This window comes from Candidatus Nucleicultrix amoebiphila FS5 (genome assembly GCF_002117145.1).
Taxonomy (GTDB): Bacteria; Pseudomonadota; Alphaproteobacteria; order Caedimonadales; family Nucleicultricaceae; genus Nucleicultrix; species Nucleicultrix amoebiphila.
This window is the reverse complement of record NZ_CP008743.1, coordinates 1,468,057-1,486,403: the sequence shown is the minus strand read 5'-3', so window position 1 is coordinate 1,486,403 and position 18,347 is coordinate 1,468,057. Positions and strand designations below refer to the sequence as shown.

The following is an 18,347-nucleotide window of genomic DNA, read 5'->3' as shown; positions in this document are numbered from 1 at the left end:
ACAGGAAAATATTTATTTTAACCTAACAATTATTTTTGATAGTTCGTCATTTTTAAGTTAATCAACTTTAAGAATTTAAATTTTATTTTTAATAACAAACATAAACTCTTCTTAACCCTATCACTCTCATTATCATTAACAGTCCTTTAACCTTTTAAGGTTTTGCTATTTCAAGAGAATAACATTTATGCTTTTAAGACTAGGCTGTTTCTTTAATCTCTCAAAGGAGATGATCAATGAAGACGATACAGTGGTCACGACCTATTATTGTATTATTCTTAGTTCTGTTGAGCACAAAAATTTATGGTTCCTCATCGTCAGAGGAAATAAATGTTAGAGAATTGAGAGATCCTTTCGAACGCGCAGTTCTTTCTGAAGGTAATGTGTTCGCGTTACCAGAAGAAAATCTACACCCCTTAATTCAATACAGTAAAAGCAAAAAAAAAATTTATAAAAAACTCAATACAAAACACTTAAAACATTTTCTATCTCATAAAAAACAACTCCCCTATCATGTGGCTAATGGCTTATTACTGCGTGGATCCTCACATCTTTCAAACTTACAAGGCCTTGTTGATGATTATAATTTTATGATCACTTTATGGTCTGAACGTAGCAAGAGACTACGACAAAAATCTGGTGATCTTCCTCAATTTTCCTTTTTACACTATTTTCAAAGAAACGCTTTACAGGTCGAAGCATTGCACGTCCTCATTAAAGATATTCTAGACAGTCCTACTCCTTATCATAAAAGTTATTTACGATATGAAGGCCTTTCCCCTGAACAACGCAATCCCCTGGCTATAAAATTTACCCGAAAAACCTTAAACTCTCTGAGCGCTTTTCTGCGTAAAAATATTAGTTTGATTGTCAGTATTTATGAAGAAAGATGGGAAAACCTCAACAATTTACACAATCTTGTAATAGCGCATGACATGCAGATTCCAGAATCTATAGAGTGGCAATCATTGAAAGAAAAAGCGCATCCGGCAGTATCACAACCTCTCGTAGACGCTCTCACCAGTTTACAAGAGATTAGCGCAAATCTAAAATCTCTCCCTTGTAAAATGAAAGAATTTAAGGAATTGAGAACCCATTATGAGGGGGAGCCTTTGGAAGAAGCAAATGATTTAACGTCCACAAGCAGTGAACAAATTGAAGACGATTCAGAAGAAGAAAAAGAATTAAGTCCACGCATGAGGTTAAAACGAACTTTCTCTGTGAAAGCTCTGCGAATGAATCAAAAGAAAGATACGATTCCAAGAAGTCATGCGACGCCAAGCACCTCCAAAAGAGGAGATTTAAGTCCGCGAGAGCTGCCGAAACGCAAAGCAAAAAGAAAGCAAAGTTCTCCTCCAAAAATTGCAACCACAAGTATCCCACACTCTATCGAAGATGCGCGCTCTATACAACGTGAGCTCCATAAAGAGATCACTGATCTTGTGACAAAAACCAATCAGTTAAGACTTGATATTTCTACGCCAGAAGAGCTTATAGAAGTATCGCCTCCAAGGCATACAAATATCCCTCAACTCCAAAATGAGGAAAATTTATTTTCCGTGATACAAGAGTAATAAAAAAATAACTTCTGGCGCGTATTTATGGGGGATCTATTAAAAAATTAATGAATCTTTACAGGATATTAAGAAGAGCCCTTAACGGCGCCTCCTCCATATGGTATGAAGAATCTATTGGATCAATGAAGAGTGGTGTAATTAATGAAAATAGCAGTACTTCGTGAACGTCGTCCAGGTGAAAAGCGTGTGGCGGCAACACCAGAAACCGTCAAAAAAATGATCGGCCTTGGCGCTTCGGTTGTTATAGAAAAAGGTGCCGGTCTTGCCTCAAGTTATCTTGATGAGGCGTATAAAGATTCTGGAGCTAAGATTGCTGCCGATGCCGCTAGTGCTTTGGATGGGGCTGACATCATTTTAAAAGTGCAACGCCCCGTTCTTAAAGGCGAGCAAACAGGTACCGACCAACTGGAAAAAGCCAAAAAGGGGGCCTTTATCCTTGCCCTATTTTCTCCTTACAATAACACTAAAGATTTAAAGGTTTATGCAAAACAAGGACTCACGACCTTGGCTCTTGAGTTAGTTCCCCGCATTACGCGTGCACAAACCATGGATGTTTTATCTTCTCAGACAAACCTGGCTGGATACCGCGCTGTGATTGAAGCCGCATATGTCTACGATCGTGCTTTTCCCATGATGATGACAGCGGCAGGGACTATCCCCCCAGCAAAAATCCTAATTTTAGGCGCAGGTGTTGCAGGTCTTCAAGCCGTCGCAACTGCTAAAAGAATGGGTGCGGTTGTCTCTGCATTTGATGTGCGCGCTGCAGCCCGTGAACAAGTTGAAAGCCTTGGTGGTACTTTTATTTCTGTAGAAAGCGATGAAAAAGGTGAAGGCACTGGAGGCTACGCAAAAGAGATGAGCGCTGATTATCAAAAGCGTCAAGCCGATAAAATTAAAGCAACGCTTGAAAAAAGTGATATTGCAATCACGACAGCGCTGATCCCAGGGAAGACTGCACCACGCTTAATCACGGAAGACATGATCGCCGTCATGAAGCCAGGATCGGTGATCCTGGATATGGCCGTTGAAAGTGGTGGCAACTGTGCTTTGAGTGAGCCTGGGAAAATTGTTGAGAAAAACGGCGTACAGATTATTGGGTACATCAATCTTCCAAGTCGCATTGCTCGCGACGCCAGTGCCCTTTATGCGCGTAACGTTCTCAATTATCTAACACTGCTTATCGATAAAGATTCTAAGAAAATCAATTTGAATTTTGAAGATGAAATCATTGCGGCAACAACGCTTACCCATGGTGGGGAAGTTGTGCATCCAAATTTTAAAGCATAGGTGAGGTCCAATGTTTGAAAAACTCTATGAACGAATTAATGAGTTGCATGAACAAGCACTCAATCTCTCAAAAAGTGTCGGAGATTTAGATATCGTTGCACAACGGACGGCAGAGTTAGTTCAACACAGTCAACATGCGAATCACGAAACCATTTCACCCTTTGTTTTTGGATTGACGGTTTTCGTACTTGCCGTGTTTGTTGGGTATTACGTGGTATGGAAAGTGACACCTGCGCTACACTCTCCTTTGATGGCAGTAACCAATGCGATTTCCAGCGTTATTATCGTTGGAGCCTTATTAGCCGCAGGATTATCAACTTTTGGTTTTGCTAAAATCCTTGGATTTTTAGCTGTAATGTTGGCCTCTGTTAATATCTTTGGAGGTTTTATTGTAACGCAGCGCATGCTGCAAATGTTTATGAAAAAGAAATAAGGGGAGACCACCTTGAGTCAGAATTTACTCGCTAGCATTTATTTGGCTTCTTCCGTTTGTTTCATCATGGCCTTGCGTGGTCTCTCATCGCCTAAATCGGCGTTAAGCGGCAATATCTTTGGTGTGGTGGGAATGTTATTAGCGATCGTCGCAACAGTTGGTGCGCCAACTGTTGTTGGTTATAGCCTGATTATCTCAGGTATTTTAATCGGTGGCGCCATTGGTACTGTGATTGCCCTACGTATTCAAATGACAGCCCTTCCTCAACTCGTGGCAGCGTTCCACAGCTTGGTTGGATTGGCCGCTGTATTTGTTGCTGCCGCTGCTTTGTTACATCCAGAAGCTTTTGGAATCGGCAGTGTTGGACATATCAAAGCTGGAAGCCTGGTGGAAATGTCTCTAGGCGTTGCCATTGGTGCTATTACTTTTACGGGATCCATTATCGCCTTTTCTAAATTGCAAGGAATCATGAGTGGTGCTCCTTTAGTGTTCCCCCTCCAACATCCTTTTAATGCGTTATTGGCTTTGCTCATCGTTGGGATAGGCGCTTATTTTGTGATGAGTGAATCTTATACCGCATTCATTATTCTAACCCTGCTCTCGCTGGCTTTAGGGTTTCTTCTCATACTCCCCATCGGTGGAGCAGATATGCCCGTTGTCGTTTCAATGTTGAACTCTTATTCAGGATGGGCAGCTGCTGGTATTGGTTTTACCTTACAAAACAATTTGCTGATTATCACCGGCGCATTGGTTGGTTCCTCTGGTGCCATCCTCAGTTATATCATGTGTAAGGGGATGAATCGTTCTATCTTTAACGTAATTTTGGGTGGCTTTGGAAGTGACACCGGAGCAGCTACAACGCACGGTAAAATTGAACAACGTCCCGTAAAATCCGGCAGCGCAGAAGATGCAGCCTTTATTCTTGGCAACAGCGCGTCAGTAATTATCGTTCCTGGTTATGGAATGGCTGTCGCCCAAGCTCAACATGCGTTGAGAGAGATGGGTGATCTCCTCAAGAGAAAAGGAGCTCAAGTACGCTATGCCATCCATCCTGTTGCAGGACGTATGCCAGGTCACATGAATGTATTGTTAGCCGAAGCGAATGTTCCCTACGAAGACGTGCTTGAATTAGATGAAATTAATCGCGATTTCACAGCCACTGACGTTGCTTTTGTCATTGGAGCTAACGATGTTACCAATCCTTTAGCAAAGACAGATCCAAAGAGTCCAATTTATGGCATGCCGATTTTAGATGTTGAAAAAGCTAAAACAATTTTATTCGTAAAACGTTCTATGTCCACAGGATACTCTGGCGTAGATAACGAGCTCTTCTATCGAGATAACACCATGATGCTCTTTGGTGACGCTAAAAAAGTTTGTGAAGACGTCATCAAAGCTTTGGAATCTTAAGAAAAACAACCTCCACGGGGATAAGCACTGTGGAGGTTACGATCCAATATATTACTTTTTTAAATAACTGAGGCCCTTTTCGCATAATTCTTTCGCAAAAGATTTTATTTGGCCTACCTTCAAAGCTTTTGAAAGTCTATTTTCAAGGTGAGCGCGGGTTTGAAGAGCATCTGAAGAAACGTCCTTAAGCCAGAACTTAACAGTAGAGAGATATACCCCCGCTAGAAGTGCTCTTTTTGTGTAAAAATTAAAATCAGTGGCTTTATCTCCTGCTATATACCAAATGTGATTCACAGTCTTATAAAGACATTTAGCACCAAGCGGCATATGCGGTGGCTTCGCCAAAAACGTGAAAGTGCGCTCAACAACTGCCTTATAAGGCGCCATCAATGCTAACCGCACCATAATGATGGTTGCTATTTTATCTCTGGTACGCATCGACGTAAGATCAAAGGTCTCCATCTTTCTCAACATTTGTTGGTCAACCCATTGAAAATAATATTCAACAACTTTTTCCATATTGCCTTCAAAAGCACGATTTTCATCCCCCTGATTAAACCCAGCCTCCACAACAGCTTTACTCAACGCTGACATCGTCCAACCAAGCGTTGGAACATGGAGCATCATTTTTTCAATAATCGCGTCTTTTACAGCATTAGAATGAATTGAGTGCATAATATTACCTCTGGGTTTGACATTTAAATCATTATAGATTATATCCTCCCCTATGGCATTAAATAAAGCCTCTGAAAGGAGAGTGAAAGCCGGTGCAAATTCTTGTTCGAGATAATAACGTCGACCAAGCCCTACGTACATTAAAGAAAAAAATGCAACGTGAGGGTATTTTCCGCGAAATGAAGTTGCGACGCCATTATGAGAAGCCCTCAGAACGCAAACAACGTCAACGTTCGGAAGCTATTCGTCGAATCCGTAAAGTTCTTCGTAAACGTATGGATCGCGAAGGTTATTAGACTTTAATAAAAGTTAATGATAAAAAAGCCCAAGGCAAAACTTGGGCTTTTTTTTGCCTAAGATTTTGCCTATGTAAACTCCTTTGTTTATAAGACTCTTCAGAGGTTCTATGCATTTTTTTTCAATCTTTTTCTTGGTCCTTTTTGCTCTTTAGGTGTATAAATAACCCTATGTTTGTTCTGCAGAATAACATTTACCCTTGTCTCTCCCCAAGAGAGACTGGAGTAAGATACGTTAAAGAAGTAATAGGTCATTAAGATCTTAAGACCACACAGTAAACGATCTTTTAAAAGGAAGAGGGTTAGTTGTCCGCCGGCCCAGGACCTTTTAAGAAGATTTTTAGAGTGTTAAAAGAATTTTTCCCCGGGGAAAGAGCTTCGAAGAGAGAAGATTTGAGAGAAGAGTCTCCCTTTGAAAAACGGTATCATGCTCTTTCCTCCCTCACCGTCCTGAGCCATCCCAGGCGATGGGGGAGTGAAAGAGTCATCACCCAAGAACAATAAAAAAACATACTCAGAAAATGTCATCACGCGATTCTTTCAGAACCGCGGGGCGATTCAGCGTGCTTATTGGTAACCAAACCACGTCTCTGCGAGGCCCCTTGGCCGCGGCAGTCCATCTTGCTTATTTAACTGGATCACGTCGCTTCGCTCGTGATGACGCACTTCTATAGGCCGTCATCGCGCCGATTCTTTCAGAACCGCGGCGGTTCAGCGTGTTTATGTGTAACTAGACCACGTCCCTGCGAGGCCCCTTGGCCGCGGCAGTCCATATTGCTTATTTAACTGGATCACGTCGCTTCGCTCGTGATGACGCACTTCTATAGGCCGTCATCGCGCTGGTTCCAGAACTGCGGCAATTCAGCGTGCTTATTGTGCTGAAGTGCGTGGTCCATAGCTGTGCAAACTATTATTCATCTTTTGGTAATAACTCCAACGACATAATATTAAAAATCACAGTCTATTAAGGGGTGCTTATGCGGAGTCTTATTCTAAGTATTCTACTCATACTTTTCTCAGAATCCGTGAATTCCTCGAACGTAATTCTAGAATACTTTAAAGAAGAGAGTGATCAATCTACGCTTAAACACCGCCTTCAAGAACTAAATTTTGATACACCGTATGTATCTAGCAGCAATCTAAGACAGCCGGCGTCCTATCTCGAAGAGTATTGGGAATACTATTTTGCGCTTCCCAAGGATTCAGGTCTTAAGAGCAAAACTCTCTTTTTTACGCTCAGCACCCAACATCTTACATTTGGCTGTGGTTATGTCATTCCGCAAGAAGAGAAAAATTCCGTGTCCGTTGCATTGTATCTGGGGCAAACTTTTGTCAGTCTTTTTGGATCCAATGATATTGCGAAGCACATGATGCACGCTATTTTTAATCTATTGGCCGCAGACGCCGAAGTCGCAAAAACTTCGATTTTTTTAAAGACTTCTGGTTTTCAAGCCTCTCCAGCATTTCATCGAGACCTAGCAAAAAATCATCGACAATTCCTCGCCTTATTATACAGCGATATCTCCGATGTAAGATTTTTTGAGAATATTTGTCTTGTAGAAATCTCCAATCAAAAATGAAACCCTGTATTGTTTTACAGGTATAAGCAATAATTTTTTGCCTTAATAGCATCACTTAGTTGTTTCATGAATTGTTTTTTATACTTAACTTGTCAAAATGTATTTTAAAATAATTTTTAGAACTATATATCCTCTATATTAAAATATTCGTGACATTATTATTTTAAGCCAACTTCCATTTCTGTTTTTTTGACAAGATTGTTGACACAATGTCCTATCATCGATATGACAAAAGCGATGTAAAAACGTCAAAAGAAAGATACAATAGCTATGACAAAAATTTCCCTTCTACGATTTTTCCTCGCTTGCTCTGCACTCACCGCTGTTCCTTCAGGATATATCCAAGCATCTAATGATTCAGTATCTGATTTTTCTGAATATACGATTGAGAATTATACACGCAGAGGACTCACACTTCCTGCGTTTAAAAGGAAATTTAACTCAGCGGGTGTTAAATCTTCAGGAAAAGGATTCAGTATTTCAGAAGACAAAAAAGCGACTTTTAAAGAAGCATTTAAAAATTACGTCGTGCGTTATGGCGTTGTATCCGCCGATGCTAATCCTGATCTTAAAGGCACATTTAAAAGAAAGAATCTTGATACTAAAGTATCGAACGCTCAAGAACTTTCAACACAATTCTCGTTCGGCCAGCGCTCACTCTTTGCCATGACAGTTTACAATGAACTAGGAAGAGTTTTTGGCGCAGATATCAAAACTGACTTGTTTACGCCTGCTATGACGGCCTTAAAAGACAAGTATAAAGACTTTGTACCTGTCCAACCTTCGCCTGCAAGAAGTTCAAATAGTAGTGGAACACCGTCTCGCCGAGGAAATCTTGGGGATGACCTTGCAGAAAAACAAGCCCTTCAAAGACAAGCGAAAGAGTTTGAGGCCAAATCCCAAAAGCTAGAATCTTCTTTACAAGAAACACAAGAGGAGCTAGAGACCGTTTCACGCACGCTTCAACAAAAAAACAGCGAGCTTGAAAGGCTTAAAGAAGAAGCTAAAAAACATGCGAGCAGTGTCAAATCCCTCGAACGTAGTCGCGACCAAAAAGTTGAAGAAAATGAACAAATAAAAGAAACACTTCGTCAAAAAGAAACAGAGATTGAGGCTCTCAAAAGGCAACTCTCTTCTGCCCAAACAAGCGTTCCACAAATCTCAGATCCTGATGCTCTGATCAAAGCCACAGAAGCCTTAAAAAAAGCTGAAACAGAAAAACTTTCTCTTACTGAACAAATTGAATCGATAAGCGCCGAAAAAGAAAGTATCGAGAAAAAAATTCAAGCGTTAGAGTCTTTAATTGAAAAAGAAAAGCAACGCGTTTCTTCTTTAGAAAAAGAGCACTCTGCTCTCAGAAAACAAGCTGAAACGGCACAACAACTTCAAAAAGAAGTTGAAACGCTTACACAAGGACTCGAACATTTAAAAGAACAAAATGCAGAGCTCCAATCTACGACAGAAGCTCAATCTTTGTCTATAAAGTCACTCGAAACGTCCACGCAAGGAAAGAGCAAACTCCAGGAAGAATTTGAAGCACTCGATAAAAAGCACAAAGCTCTTGACACGCAACTGAAAGCGCAAGCCAAACAAGTCAAGGCTCTCGAACACCAAAAAGCAGCCGAAGAAGAAAAAGTTGCAAGAATTTCTGAAGAGCTCGAGCAACAAAAGGCAGCCCTCCTTGCAGAGAAAAAAGAAACTCACCGTCTTGCCGCTAAAGAAAAGGATGATACTCGAGCCTTTGAACAGAAAGACACAGAGCTCAAACAAGCCCTGAAACAAGCTGAAACCCTTGACACGCAAGTGAAAGAGCAAGCCAAACAACTCAAGGCTCTTGAACACCAAAAAGCAGCCGAAGAAGAAAAAGTTGCAAGAATTTCTGAAGAGCTCGAGCAACAAAAGGCAGCCCTCCTTGCAGAGCAAAAAGAAACCCAACGTCTTGCCGCTAAAGAAAAGGAAGACGCTAAGGTCTTTGAACAAAAAGAGGCGGAGCTAAAACAGGCTCATAAACAAGCTGAAACCCTTGACGCGCAACTAAAAGCGCAAGCCAAACAACTCAAGGCTCTTGAACACCAAAAGGCCGCTGAAGAAGAAAAAGTTGCAAGAATTTCTGAAGAGCTCGAGCAACAAAAAGCAGCCCTCCTTGCAGAGAAAAAAGAAACTCACCGTCTTGCAACTGAAGCTAAGGCACATGCACAAACACTTCAAGAATTAGAGGAAAAACGTCAAGAAGTTCTTAAGGTAAAAGAAGAGCTCGGTAAAAAAACTGAAGCACTGGAAGAAATTGTTGAAGAAAGAGATGTTGCGATCGAAGAGAAAGAGGCAGCTGAAGAGGAAAAAGCAAAAATGTCAAAACTCAAAGATGCAGCGATTGCAAAACAATCCAAGAAAACTGATACCTACAAAGAAATTGTTAATGTACTCCTTGCCTCCTTTGGGCTCGATCCTTTAGAGGCAGATTCTTTAGCGCAACCTGGTGAAGTAAAGAAGTTCGTTTCTTCCTTACATAAAAAGAAATCGAACCTTGATCAACAAAGTCTTTTGACGACCCTTGAGAAACTCTATCCAACTAAATAAATCAGTCACTTCAAAACTTCAGGCTCCCTAAAAGCCTGAAGTTTTTTTCTCACTCCCTTGCGATATTCTTCAATAAAAGATACAAATACCCTTTATAATTATTTTACGTTTTTTCCCCCTCTCAATACAGAGGAGCGTTAAAGAAAGAATATTCCAATGATGCAGTACTGGCCTGAATTTGTCATCCTTTTCACGATTAACGCCCTAAACGTTTTAAGTCCTGGCGCCTGTTTTGCTGTCACAGTACGCAACAGTGCTGTATATACGCGTAAAGTTGGTGTGCTCACCGCTCTTGGAATTGCCGCCAGTTCTTGCATTCAAAAAAGTTATGTTCTTCTTGGCTTTGGCCTCTTTCTCGCTAAAAACCCAACTCTGTTCTATATTGTGAAGTATGTGGGGTGCGCGCACCTTATTTATTTGGCCTTTTGTTGTTTTAAGAACAGTAAGAAAAAAATTAAACCTCTCTCAATTGGTCATGCCTTGCCCCATAATCAATTATCGTCTTTTGCAGCTTTTCGTTCGGGCTTTTTGACGGACACTTTGAATCCTCAAGCCTCTCTTGGTTTCATGAGCATTGTTGTTGCAACCGTAAGTCCTACAACGCCAATTTCCGTTCAGATTCTGTATGCTGTTCCCCTCATCCTCACTGCAACGCTTTGGTATACAACCGTTGCTCTCTTTTTCTCCAATAGTGCTTTACGCACATGGTTTACTAAAATACAGCATTGGTTCGAACGCCTCATGGGCAGCGTCCTCATAGGTCTAAGCATTCGCTTAGCTATGATCACTGCACGCACCTAAGGGGAGGTTCTAATCCCTCACACCCAACGGAACCATAGTCATCCTCCTTTTCTGTGGATGTTCTTTACAATCGAGACCCTGGGGAACTTCAGTCACTACGGCGTCAGGATGCTTCTCGTTCTTTATATGTCCCTATCTCTCAAATTTAATGATCATGTTGTGTATGGAATCTACGGTAGTTTTGTAGCTCTCATATACTTAACGCCAATGATTGGCGGTATCATGGCGGATCGTTTACTCAAGAACAGCTTTCTAATGAGGCTTGGTGCAATTAGTATTACAGTGGGGGGCTTTGTTCTGGTCTATCAAGATATCAATGCTTTTTATTTTGGACTGGGCATCACAGCCATCGGTTACGGACTATTTAAGCCTAATCTCATGCGTATGATGGGTCGCCTTTATGATCAAATGGAGTTTAAAAGAGAAGCAGGGTTCACGCTTTTTTTCGTGGGATCAAATTTAGGAGCAGCAGCGACTGCATTGGTTTCAGGATATATTGGCAATCGAATTGGCTGGCATTATGCTTTCTTTATTGCGGCTACTGTTATGCTCTTGAATCTGATTCTTATATTTTATGCCCAAAAACGCATGACAACCCTTAACCTCGATGTGCGCCCTGAGTCGCTGACTATGAGATGGCTTAAGAAAAACCCCAAGCTATGGGGAATATTAAGCGTCCCTTTCTTTGGCCTTCTTTTCGCGGTGCTTTTATCCCAACAACATTTCTTTTTCCAAGGGATCATGCTAACGGCTATAGTGATTACAGCCTACACAATCGTTATTGCCTTTAAGAGCACATCTCTTGATCGTAAGCTTATTAATGTCATTCTTATTTTAGTTTTCTTCCATCTCATTTTCTTTGCGTTTTTTGAACAGTTGGGAAATTCTATGAATCTTTTCGTAGAGCGCTCTATTGAGCGCACCTATTTGGGATTTCAAATTCCCACGACTTGGTTTCAGTCTTTGAACCCCCTTTATGTTATCCTCATTGGTCCATTAATTTCCGCTCTTTGGTTAACTTTAAGTTATCGTGGACGAGACATCTCAATTGCAGCAAAATTCTTTGGCGCGCTTTTATTTTTAAGCGCTGGATTTGGCTTATTTACCGTGGGGGCCTTTAATACAGATTGCGATGGAAAAGTTTCTATTCTTTGGCTTCTGTTCGGTATTTTATGCATGACGATAGGAGAAGTACTAATCGCTCCCGTTGCCATGTCAACGATCACGAGAATATCGCCCAAAGGGCATACGGGCTATTTTATTGGACTTTATTTTTTGAGCGTCTCGTTTGGCAATTATATTTCTGGTTTTATCGCCAAATTAATGGCTATTAGCCCAGACGAAAATGGCCAAATCTACGCTGTTGAATGTGCCCCTGTCTATGGGGGAATCTATGGTAAAGTTGCTTTGGCAGCGTTGGGGGCGAGTCTTCTCCTCCTCATCTTTGCCCCTTTTCTCAAGAAAACGCTTGCCTTAAAGCATTAAAATCCGCTGTTGACTTTTCGAGCATTTTAGAGCGCTATAACAGGGGTTTGCATAATAATTTTGGGAGTTGCTCTTATGTCTTTCACATTACCACCTTTACCTTTTGAGAAATCGGCACTTGAACCTCATATTTCAGCCAATACGCTTAATTTCCATTACGATAAGCATCATCAGGCGTATGTAACAAATTTGAATAAACTAACAGAGGGCACACCTCTTTCTTCAAAATCTTTAGAAGAAGTTATTCTAGAAAGTGCGAATAACTCTGAACGTGTAGGCATTTTTAATAATGCTGCTCAAGTCTGGAACCATACTTTTTATTGGAATTGCCTCTCTCCTACAGGAGGGGGGGAGCCCATGAGTGATGTTCTGGCACTTATTGAACGGGATTTTGGCTCTTTTGAAGTGTTTCAAGAGCAGTTCAAGAACATGGCCGTCAGTCAATTTGGCAGTGGTTGGGCCTGGCTTGTCTTCGACAAAGGTGCGCTTAAAATCACCAAGACAAGCAATGCAGATCTTCCTTTGGCCCATGGACAAGTCGCTCTTTTAACGTGTGATGTTTGGGAACATGCCTACTACTTAGACTTTCAAAATCGTCGACCTGACTATGTGGATACCTTTTTAAAGCATTTGGTCAACTGGGAGTTTGTTGCTAAAACTTTACAAAAAGCTTAATTAAAAGATCAACCAAGTCAAAAGAATAAAAAGTGGTCCCAAGAAAATAAGGGACCACGCCATATAGCCAAAGAAACTGGGCATACGTATTTCATTGGCTTCCGCTATTGCTTTAACCATAAAATTTGGTGCATTTCCAATATAGGTCAAAGCCCCCATAAAAACTGACCCTGCAGATATGGCCACGAGCGTTGACTGTAAGGAACTCAAAAATTCTGACGCTTTCCCCCCAGCCATATGAAAAAATATGAGATATGTTGGCGCATTATCTAAAAAGGCTGACAAAAATCCCGTCAACCAAAAATACATCTTGGGATCAGGAATTCCGTTATTATTAACCATATGGATAATACCACGTAGCTCTCCTTCTCCTCCTGCATGTAGAATTGCAATTACGGGAGAAGCTGTAATAAATATCGCCGCGAAAATTTTAGCGACTTCGACAATGGGCCCCCACGAAAAAATCACACCTTCAAGAGGATGTTTTTTTTGCATATACAGTGAAAGACAAGCAATAAAAATAAGCCCCAGATCTCTGGCCAAATTATTGGCTTCGAGAAGCACATGAAAAAAATTAATACTCATCACAGATTTCCAGGAACCACTCAAAAGAATGAGACTGATTGCGCAAAAAAGTAAGCCCACATGTAAAAAACCTTCCACTTTTACAGCAATGGGTTTAGGCAAAACCTTAAGGGGCTCTCGACGAAAGTACCAGGATTCAATCAAAAAATAGACGCTTAGTAATGGAACCGTTATCACGAGAAAAGGCCAGAAAAGATGGGTCATAGGCCAGAAAAATGGAATGCCGTTAAGGTATCCAAGGAAGAGAGGCGGATCACCCAAAGCTGTTAAACATCCGCCTATATTACACACCAAAAAGATGTAAAAAATAAGCGTATGACGTTTATAGTGACGATTTTTATTCAAGTTTAAAAGAGGACGAATAAAAAGTACTGCTGCACCTGTTGTCCCAATAAAACTTGCAGTCATAGTTGCGATTGCCAAAAACCCTGTATTCATCAATGGCTTTGAAGGCCCTCGAACATTCACATGTATTCCCCCTGCAATGATGTACAAGGTTGTGATGATCGTAATAAAAGGAAAATAATGATGAAAAAATGTAGCACTAACCTCAGCGAGTAAAATGTCGAATCCAAAAAAAATCAAAATCGACATAAGAATCGCTAATGTCCAAAGAAAAACAATTTTACCATAATGGTGATGCCAAAAAGATGAAAAAAGAATGGGCATCAGAGCAAGAGAAAGCAACACGCCAACAAAAGGTAAAACCCAAAACAAAGATAGCTCATGGCCTGGCAAAGGACTGGCGCCAGCATGTACGCTGGTTGAAAAAAGAAGCCCTATAAAAGCAAATCTCCATTTATAGAGCATACCAATCTTCATTCTAGAATAAGCCTTTTAAAACGTCTTTTATGACGTCTTGAGGCTTCTCAAGAGCTTTTTCTAAAGAAGGTTGTTGTTGCGTTGGCTGAGATTGTTGGGGCGTTGTCTGTTGAGTCGGTTGCTGAGGCTGAACGAAACCATCTAAAAGGTTTTTCAGCGGATTTCCACCTTGCGTCAGGCTTTTAAAAATATTCTTTAAAAGATAGTCCCTAAGCTCTCCCAGATCCACACTACGTTCAGGATTATCAATAGGACCTGAGAACCGCACCTTCAGTGGTGGATAATCAGGACGTGCCAAGACACCAATTCTCACCATCATATCCAAATAATATTTAGGCAAATTAATTTGGCCTGCGCCAGATAGTTCCGCCCCTTTTGTTTTCAGTGATAGTTGTGTAAAGGTCCCAATTCCACGTGCAAACGCAACAGTCGATTCGAAATTAGCAAAGCGGGTTTCACCTCCCTCAACCATTTTTGCAATGCCTGATAGCAATTGAATCCCATTTAAATTACTGACTAAATTCGCCACTGAATCCAGATCAAAGCCCTGAATCACACCATCAACAGCATGAAACTTTGCCAAACCATTAAGATTTGACGCTAAAGCCAAGGTACTTTTTCCTTTTGAAACAAAATCCAAATCTAAATTTGCGCGTCCCTTTATTACTTTGACCTGACCAGTATTGGCAGCCAATCTTTGTAGTTGAGCATCCTTTAAATTCGCTTTAAACGTCGAATTTTCAGGGTTTAGTTTTCCATTCGCCGTCAAAACACCTCCGAAAACTTTTCCTGACAGCTGGATGAGATCAACATTTCCATTAAACACCCGTGCTTCTAAATGCGTTTGATCTAAAGTAATATCTTCATGTCTTATGCCATCGGCTTTAAGCGTAACGTTTATATCCGTCGCTTTTAATCCTTCAAAATCAATAGGCTCCGAAGACCAAGGAACTCCTCCGCTAGAAACGGGTTTTTCTGCACTTTCTTTACCACCATGATGACGTGAAGAAACTCGCTGAACTGTGCTTTTGCTCTTCCCCATAAGCGCACCAATGTCAATGATCCCAGTTTTAAGATTGGCATTCACAACCTTTTTAGCACCCGCTTCCGTTAAACTTACTTCTCCATTAAAACGACAAGGAGTACCACCAAGTCCAATGCTTCCATCTAACGGTGCAAGAGATATTTTATGATCACTCTTGTGCACCGTGGTCTCAAGTTTTAAGCTCCCTAAATTATAATCAGGTTTATGCGCAAACATTCCTAACAAGTTCGTGGCATTTGGATGTTGTAGGGTGAGCTCAAATTTAGACCCCGTTAAGCCACCATGCAGACCAACATCCGCGTTATCAAAATGAATTTTCAAAGCACTCGGTAAACCATCCAAGGACATGTTGGTTTCCCCTTTAATTTTAACGATGCCAGGGCTTTCTTTTAAATTAAGACCTGCTAATGCTAAGAGAGGCAAAACATTTGAGATTTGCAAATCATAGCGCATCACATTATTTCCGTGATAGCTACTTGAGATCGTTCCTTCAATTTTTGTTTGAGGGAAAGCGACGAGCAAATTTTGCACAGATATGATCTCTGGCTTTAAAGTGATTTGTGCCGCTAAGTTCATTTTACGGAAAAAAGTTTCAAAAAACTTTTTAGGATCTTGCACAGTGCCTTTCAGAAGATCTTGAGGCAAGTCACCAATAAATGGTTTCATTAAGGCTTCCAAATGATTGGTGGACATCCCCAGAGTCCCATTCCAACCATCTTTTGATTGGTTCATCGTTACTTCAACGTGTCCATCACCAGGCAGTTTTTTTAAACGCAGACTTGTGACAAACTTGGTCAGATCAACTTCTGCATCACCTTCAAGTTTCAGAGTGTCCAATTGGGCCGTAAAATTATCTATCGACACTAACTTTGGTGACACTGAAAACCCACCTTTAATCTCAACCTTATCTTTTGCAAAGGATTGGACTGCTGAAGGAAGATTAATGTTTATAGAATCAAAAACTTTCCCAGGACTCACCTTCAATTCAAGCGTTCCTTGAGCAGATTGAGAGGCGATATCAGCTTTTCCCTCTGCGCTTAGAGAACTTCCTAAAGCAGAAAAAGCAATTTTGAAAGGTGCCGGCATATCCGTCTTTTGAACTTCTCCTTCAAAGCGAAAGTGCTTTTTCAAATAGAGACCGCTGCCATCAACATTTAAACGATTATCTTTTTCTGACATTTTAATACCCACATCAACGTCTTCAAATGAGTATTTCTGGTCATCTTGTTGGTATTCTATCGTGGCATTTGCTACTTTAATAACGTTAATTTGAATCTGTGGAGACGACACTAACACTGGTTTTTTTTCTTCCGTCACCTGTTCCGATTCAGGAGCGCCATCTAAGTTAAGAGAAAATTCCCAATTTCCATGCCCGTCGGGAAGTTTTTCTAAATAGACTTTTGCCCCTTCAAGTTGAACTTTTGTGACTTCAATAACTCCTTTTAAGAGACGCATCAAATCTACATTAAGTTCAAGCTTGTCAAGAACCACCATATCGGGATGATGCGCATGATCAAGGTTCGCTAAGCGAATTTTACTTACTTTAATCCCTGGCGTTGGAAATAGTGCCAAACGAATATCGCCATCAACTGTTACCTCTCGTCCAATATATTTTTGAGCCTGAGCTGAAATATCATCTTTGTAATTATTAAGATCAATTAAAAATGGTAAAATTAAAACACCACAAATGACGAAAAATAAAAGACCAAAAATACCGTAAACGAGCTTTTTCAAGGATGCCTCCAATGAATAATTTTTATGATTCTAGCTTGTCTTTTCCCCTTTAACAATTGGCTTTCTTAATAAGATATGCTTATGATTCTCTTATGACGCAAGCAAAATTCACATGGCTTACAAAAGCGCAGACCCCTAGAAATCTCATCTGGGGGCTTCATACCTCATCCTTTGGAAAAAGCTATATAGTTACGGATGAGGCAAACATTTATGGTTTTGGCTTTGGCGAACCTCGTGAATATCAAAACGCTTTTCCCCGAGATGATGCGAAAACACACTCCCAATACGAAGCACTCTTAGCACTCTATGAAAAAACACAAATGTCTACGCCTGTGTCTTTTACAGTAAACGGAACAGCTTTTCAGCATTCCGTTTGGCAGGCCCTCTTAGATGTTTCTTGGGGAAATACAGCAAGTTACCAAGATATTGCTATTATCATCGGTAATCCTAAAGCCGCTCGCGCAGTTGGGCAAGCGGTTGGGAAAAATCCCATTAGCCTGATTATTCCTTGTCATCGCATTATTAGTCAGGATGGAGGAATAGGTGGCTATGCCTGGGGACCATCACTCAAAAAAAAGCTTTTAGAATTTGAAAAATCTTCCCCATGACCTTACAAAACCCCTTCAAAATAATTGCCCATCGAGGAGGCGCAGGACTACGATTAGAAAACTCAATGTCCGCCTTTAGAAATGCACTTTCTCTTCCCATTGACGGCATAGAATTTGATGTCCATCTGACGAAGGACAACCGCGTCATTGTTTATCATGACTTTACAATTAACCCTGACTTGACGTACCGTAAGGACGGTAGATCCTTTACTCATCAAAGTTTTCCAATAGAAAATCTTACATTTGCTGAAGTTCATGATTTTTTGTTAAAGACGGATCCTGCAGAACCTATTCCCAGTCTTTATACAGTGCTCACTTATATAAAGGCCCATGCTCCGCATTGTGAAATTTTTTTGGAAATGAAAACAAAAGAATTTAAAGATGATACCTTTTTAAAAGCTATCCTCAAGGATATCGAAGAAACAGGAACAGAAGACAAAGTTCGTGTTTTGTGTTTTGAATGGTCAACCCTTAAGCATCTCGGTCGCATCAATCCTAATATCCCTCTCATTTTTGCTGTGGATGACCAAATGCATCCATTAAATGATTTTCTTCCGCTGATTAAAAAAGATGGGGGATGGGCTTGGTCCACTCACTACAAAAATTTAACGGCAGACTTAGTGCATAAAGCCCATGATTTAAATCTCCACGTCAATGTCTGGACACCAAATGCTGAGAACGAAATGGAAAGACTTATTGGTTTGAAAGTAGACTCAATTACAACGGATCGCCCTGACTTATTGATCTCTTAAAAAAT

At 40.7% G+C, this 18,347-nt stretch carries 15 protein-coding genes; 12 read left to right on the top strand and 3 right to left on the bottom strand.

The annotated features are described in order from the left end of the window. Positions 1–236 precede the first annotated feature (236 nt). The 4 genes from GQ61_RS07350 (at position 237) to GQ61_RS07335 (ending at position 4,707) form a co-directional block, all read left to right on the top strand. Positions 237–1,574 carry a hypothetical protein gene (locus GQ61_RS07350; protein ID WP_085784707.1) on the top strand — a complete coding sequence of 446 codons (1,338 nt, stop codon included), beginning with the start codon at positions 237–239 and terminating at the stop codon, positions 1,572–1,574. A gap of 144 nt (positions 1,575–1,718) precedes the next feature. Then, complete coding sequence (locus GQ61_RS07345) at positions 1,719–2,864, top strand: Re/Si-specific NAD(P)(+) transhydrogenase subunit alpha (RefSeq protein WP_085784706.1); 1,146 nt, start codon at positions 1,719–1,721, stop codon at positions 2,862–2,864. Between the two features lie 10 nt (positions 2,865–2,874). Continuing rightward, positions 2,875–3,297, top strand: a complete 423-nt coding sequence (locus tag GQ61_RS09455) for an NAD(P) transhydrogenase subunit alpha part 2 (RefSeq protein WP_085784705.1) — start codon at positions 2,875–2,877, stop codon at positions 3,295–3,297. A gap of 66 nt (positions 3,298–3,363) precedes the next feature. Continuing rightward, positions 3,364–4,707: an NAD(P)(+) transhydrogenase (Re/Si-specific) subunit beta gene (locus GQ61_RS07335; RefSeq protein WP_408606997.1), complete on the top strand. Its 1,344-nt coding sequence runs from the start codon at positions 3,364–3,366 to the stop codon at positions 4,705–4,707. Positions 4,708–4,758: 51 nt separating this feature from the next. Here GQ61_RS07335 and GQ61_RS07330 read toward each other — a convergent pair whose 3' ends face one another. After that, positions 4,759–5,382, bottom strand: a complete 624-nt coding sequence (locus tag GQ61_RS07330) for a COQ9 family protein (RefSeq protein WP_085784703.1) — start codon at positions 5,380–5,382, stop codon at positions 4,759–4,761. A 92-nt stretch (positions 5,383–5,474) separates the two neighbouring features. Between GQ61_RS07330 and rpsU the strand changes: the two genes are divergently transcribed. From rpsU to GQ61_RS07295, 6 genes are all read left to right on the top strand, one after another. Then, entirely contained in the window at positions 5,475–5,678 is a 204-nt protein-coding gene (rpsU, locus tag GQ61_RS07325) for a 30S ribosomal protein S21 (RefSeq protein ID WP_085784702.1), read from the top strand. Positions 5,679–6,655: 977 nt separating this feature from the next. Continuing rightward, positions 6,656–7,258 (top strand): hypothetical protein, encoded by a 603-nt coding sequence (locus GQ61_RS07315; RefSeq protein ID WP_085784700.1) that lies wholly within the window; start codon positions 6,656–6,658, stop codon positions 7,256–7,258. A 270-nt stretch (positions 7,259–7,528) separates the two neighbouring features. Continuing rightward, positions 7,529–9,835 carry a coiled-coil domain-containing protein gene (locus tag GQ61_RS07310; protein ID WP_085784699.1) on the top strand — a complete coding sequence of 769 codons (2,307 nt, stop codon included), beginning with the start codon at positions 7,529–7,531 and terminating at the stop codon, positions 9,833–9,835. A gap of 156 nt (positions 9,836–9,991) precedes the next feature. Next, positions 9,992–10,636, top strand: a complete 645-nt coding sequence (locus tag GQ61_RS07305; RefSeq protein WP_085784698.1) for a LysE family transporter — start codon at positions 9,992–9,994, stop codon at positions 10,634–10,636. A gap of 12 nt (positions 10,637–10,648) precedes the next feature. Then, on the top strand, positions 10,649–12,121 hold the full coding sequence (locus GQ61_RS07300; protein ID WP_269747294.1) for a peptide MFS transporter: 1,473 nt from the start codon (positions 10,649–10,651) through the stop codon (positions 12,119–12,121). 75 nt (positions 12,122–12,196) lie between these two features. Continuing rightward, positions 12,197–12,796: a superoxide dismutase gene (locus tag GQ61_RS07295; RefSeq protein WP_085784696.1), complete on the top strand. Its 600-nt coding sequence runs from the start codon at positions 12,197–12,199 to the stop codon at positions 12,794–12,796. On the opposite strand, the gene GQ61_RS07290 is transcribed toward GQ61_RS07295, so the two are convergent. After that, a complete protein-coding gene (locus tag GQ61_RS07290; RefSeq protein WP_198157312.1) occupies positions 12,797–14,203 on the bottom strand; it encodes a sodium:proton antiporter in 1,407 nt (468 codons plus the stop codon). A gap of 1 nt (position 14,204) precedes the next feature. After that, positions 14,205–16,982: an AsmA family protein gene (locus GQ61_RS07285; protein ID WP_198157311.1), complete on the bottom strand. Its 2,778-nt coding sequence runs from the start codon at positions 16,980–16,982 to the stop codon at positions 14,205–14,207. A 92-nt stretch (positions 16,983–17,074) separates the two neighbouring features. Between GQ61_RS07285 and GQ61_RS07280 the strand changes: the two genes are divergently transcribed. Beyond that, positions 17,075–17,590 (top strand): methylated-DNA--[protein]-cysteine S-methyltransferase, encoded by a 516-nt coding sequence (locus tag GQ61_RS07280; RefSeq protein ID WP_085784694.1) that lies wholly within the window; start codon positions 17,075–17,077, stop codon positions 17,588–17,590. Continuing rightward, positions 17,587–18,342 carry a glycerophosphodiester phosphodiesterase gene (locus GQ61_RS07275; RefSeq protein WP_085784693.1) on the top strand — a complete coding sequence of 252 codons (756 nt, stop codon included), beginning with the start codon at positions 17,587–17,589 and terminating at the stop codon, positions 18,340–18,342. Before GQ61_RS07280 ends, GQ61_RS07275 begins: the two co-directional genes overlap by 4 nt. The last annotated feature ends 5 nt before the right edge of the window (positions 18,343–18,347 follow it).

Excerpts from the sequence above, each read along its gene's own strand:
- GQ61_RS07350 (WP_085784707.1), top strand. The coding sequence starts at position 237 with ATGAAGACGATACAGTGGTCACGACCTATTATTGTATTATTCTTAGTT.
- GQ61_RS07345 (WP_085784706.1), top strand. The coding sequence starts at position 1,719 with ATGAAAATAGCAGTACTTCGTGAACGTCGTCCAGGTGAAAAGCGTGTG.
- GQ61_RS09455 (WP_085784705.1), top strand. The coding sequence starts at position 2,875 with ATGTTTGAAAAACTCTATGAACGAATTAATGAGTTGCATGAACAAGCA.
- GQ61_RS07335 (WP_408606997.1), top strand. The coding sequence starts at position 3,364 with ATGGCCTTGCGTGGTCTCTCATCGCCTAAATCGGCGTTAAGCGGCAAT.
- GQ61_RS07330 (WP_085784703.1), bottom strand. The coding sequence starts at position 5,382 with ATGCACTCAATTCATTCTAATGCTGTAAAAGACGCGATTATTGAAAAA.
- GQ61_RS07315 (WP_085784700.1), top strand. The coding sequence starts at position 6,656 with ATGCGGAGTCTTATTCTAAGTATTCTACTCATACTTTTCTCAGAATCC.
- GQ61_RS07310 (WP_085784699.1), top strand. The coding sequence starts at position 7,529 with ATGACAAAAATTTCCCTTCTACGATTTTTCCTCGCTTGCTCTGCACTC.
- GQ61_RS07305 (WP_085784698.1), top strand. The coding sequence starts at position 9,992 with ATGATGCAGTACTGGCCTGAATTTGTCATCCTTTTCACGATTAACGCC.
- GQ61_RS07295 (WP_085784696.1), top strand. The coding sequence starts at position 12,197 with ATGTCTTTCACATTACCACCTTTACCTTTTGAGAAATCGGCACTTGAA.
- GQ61_RS07290 (WP_198157312.1), bottom strand. The coding sequence starts at position 14,203 with ATGAAGATTGGTATGCTCTATAAATGGAGATTTGCTTTTATAGGGCTT.
- GQ61_RS07280 (WP_085784694.1), top strand. The coding sequence starts at position 17,075 with ATGACGCAAGCAAAATTCACATGGCTTACAAAAGCGCAGACCCCTAGA.
- GQ61_RS07275 (WP_085784693.1), top strand. The coding sequence starts at position 17,587 with ATGACCTTACAAAACCCCTTCAAAATAATTGCCCATCGAGGAGGCGCA.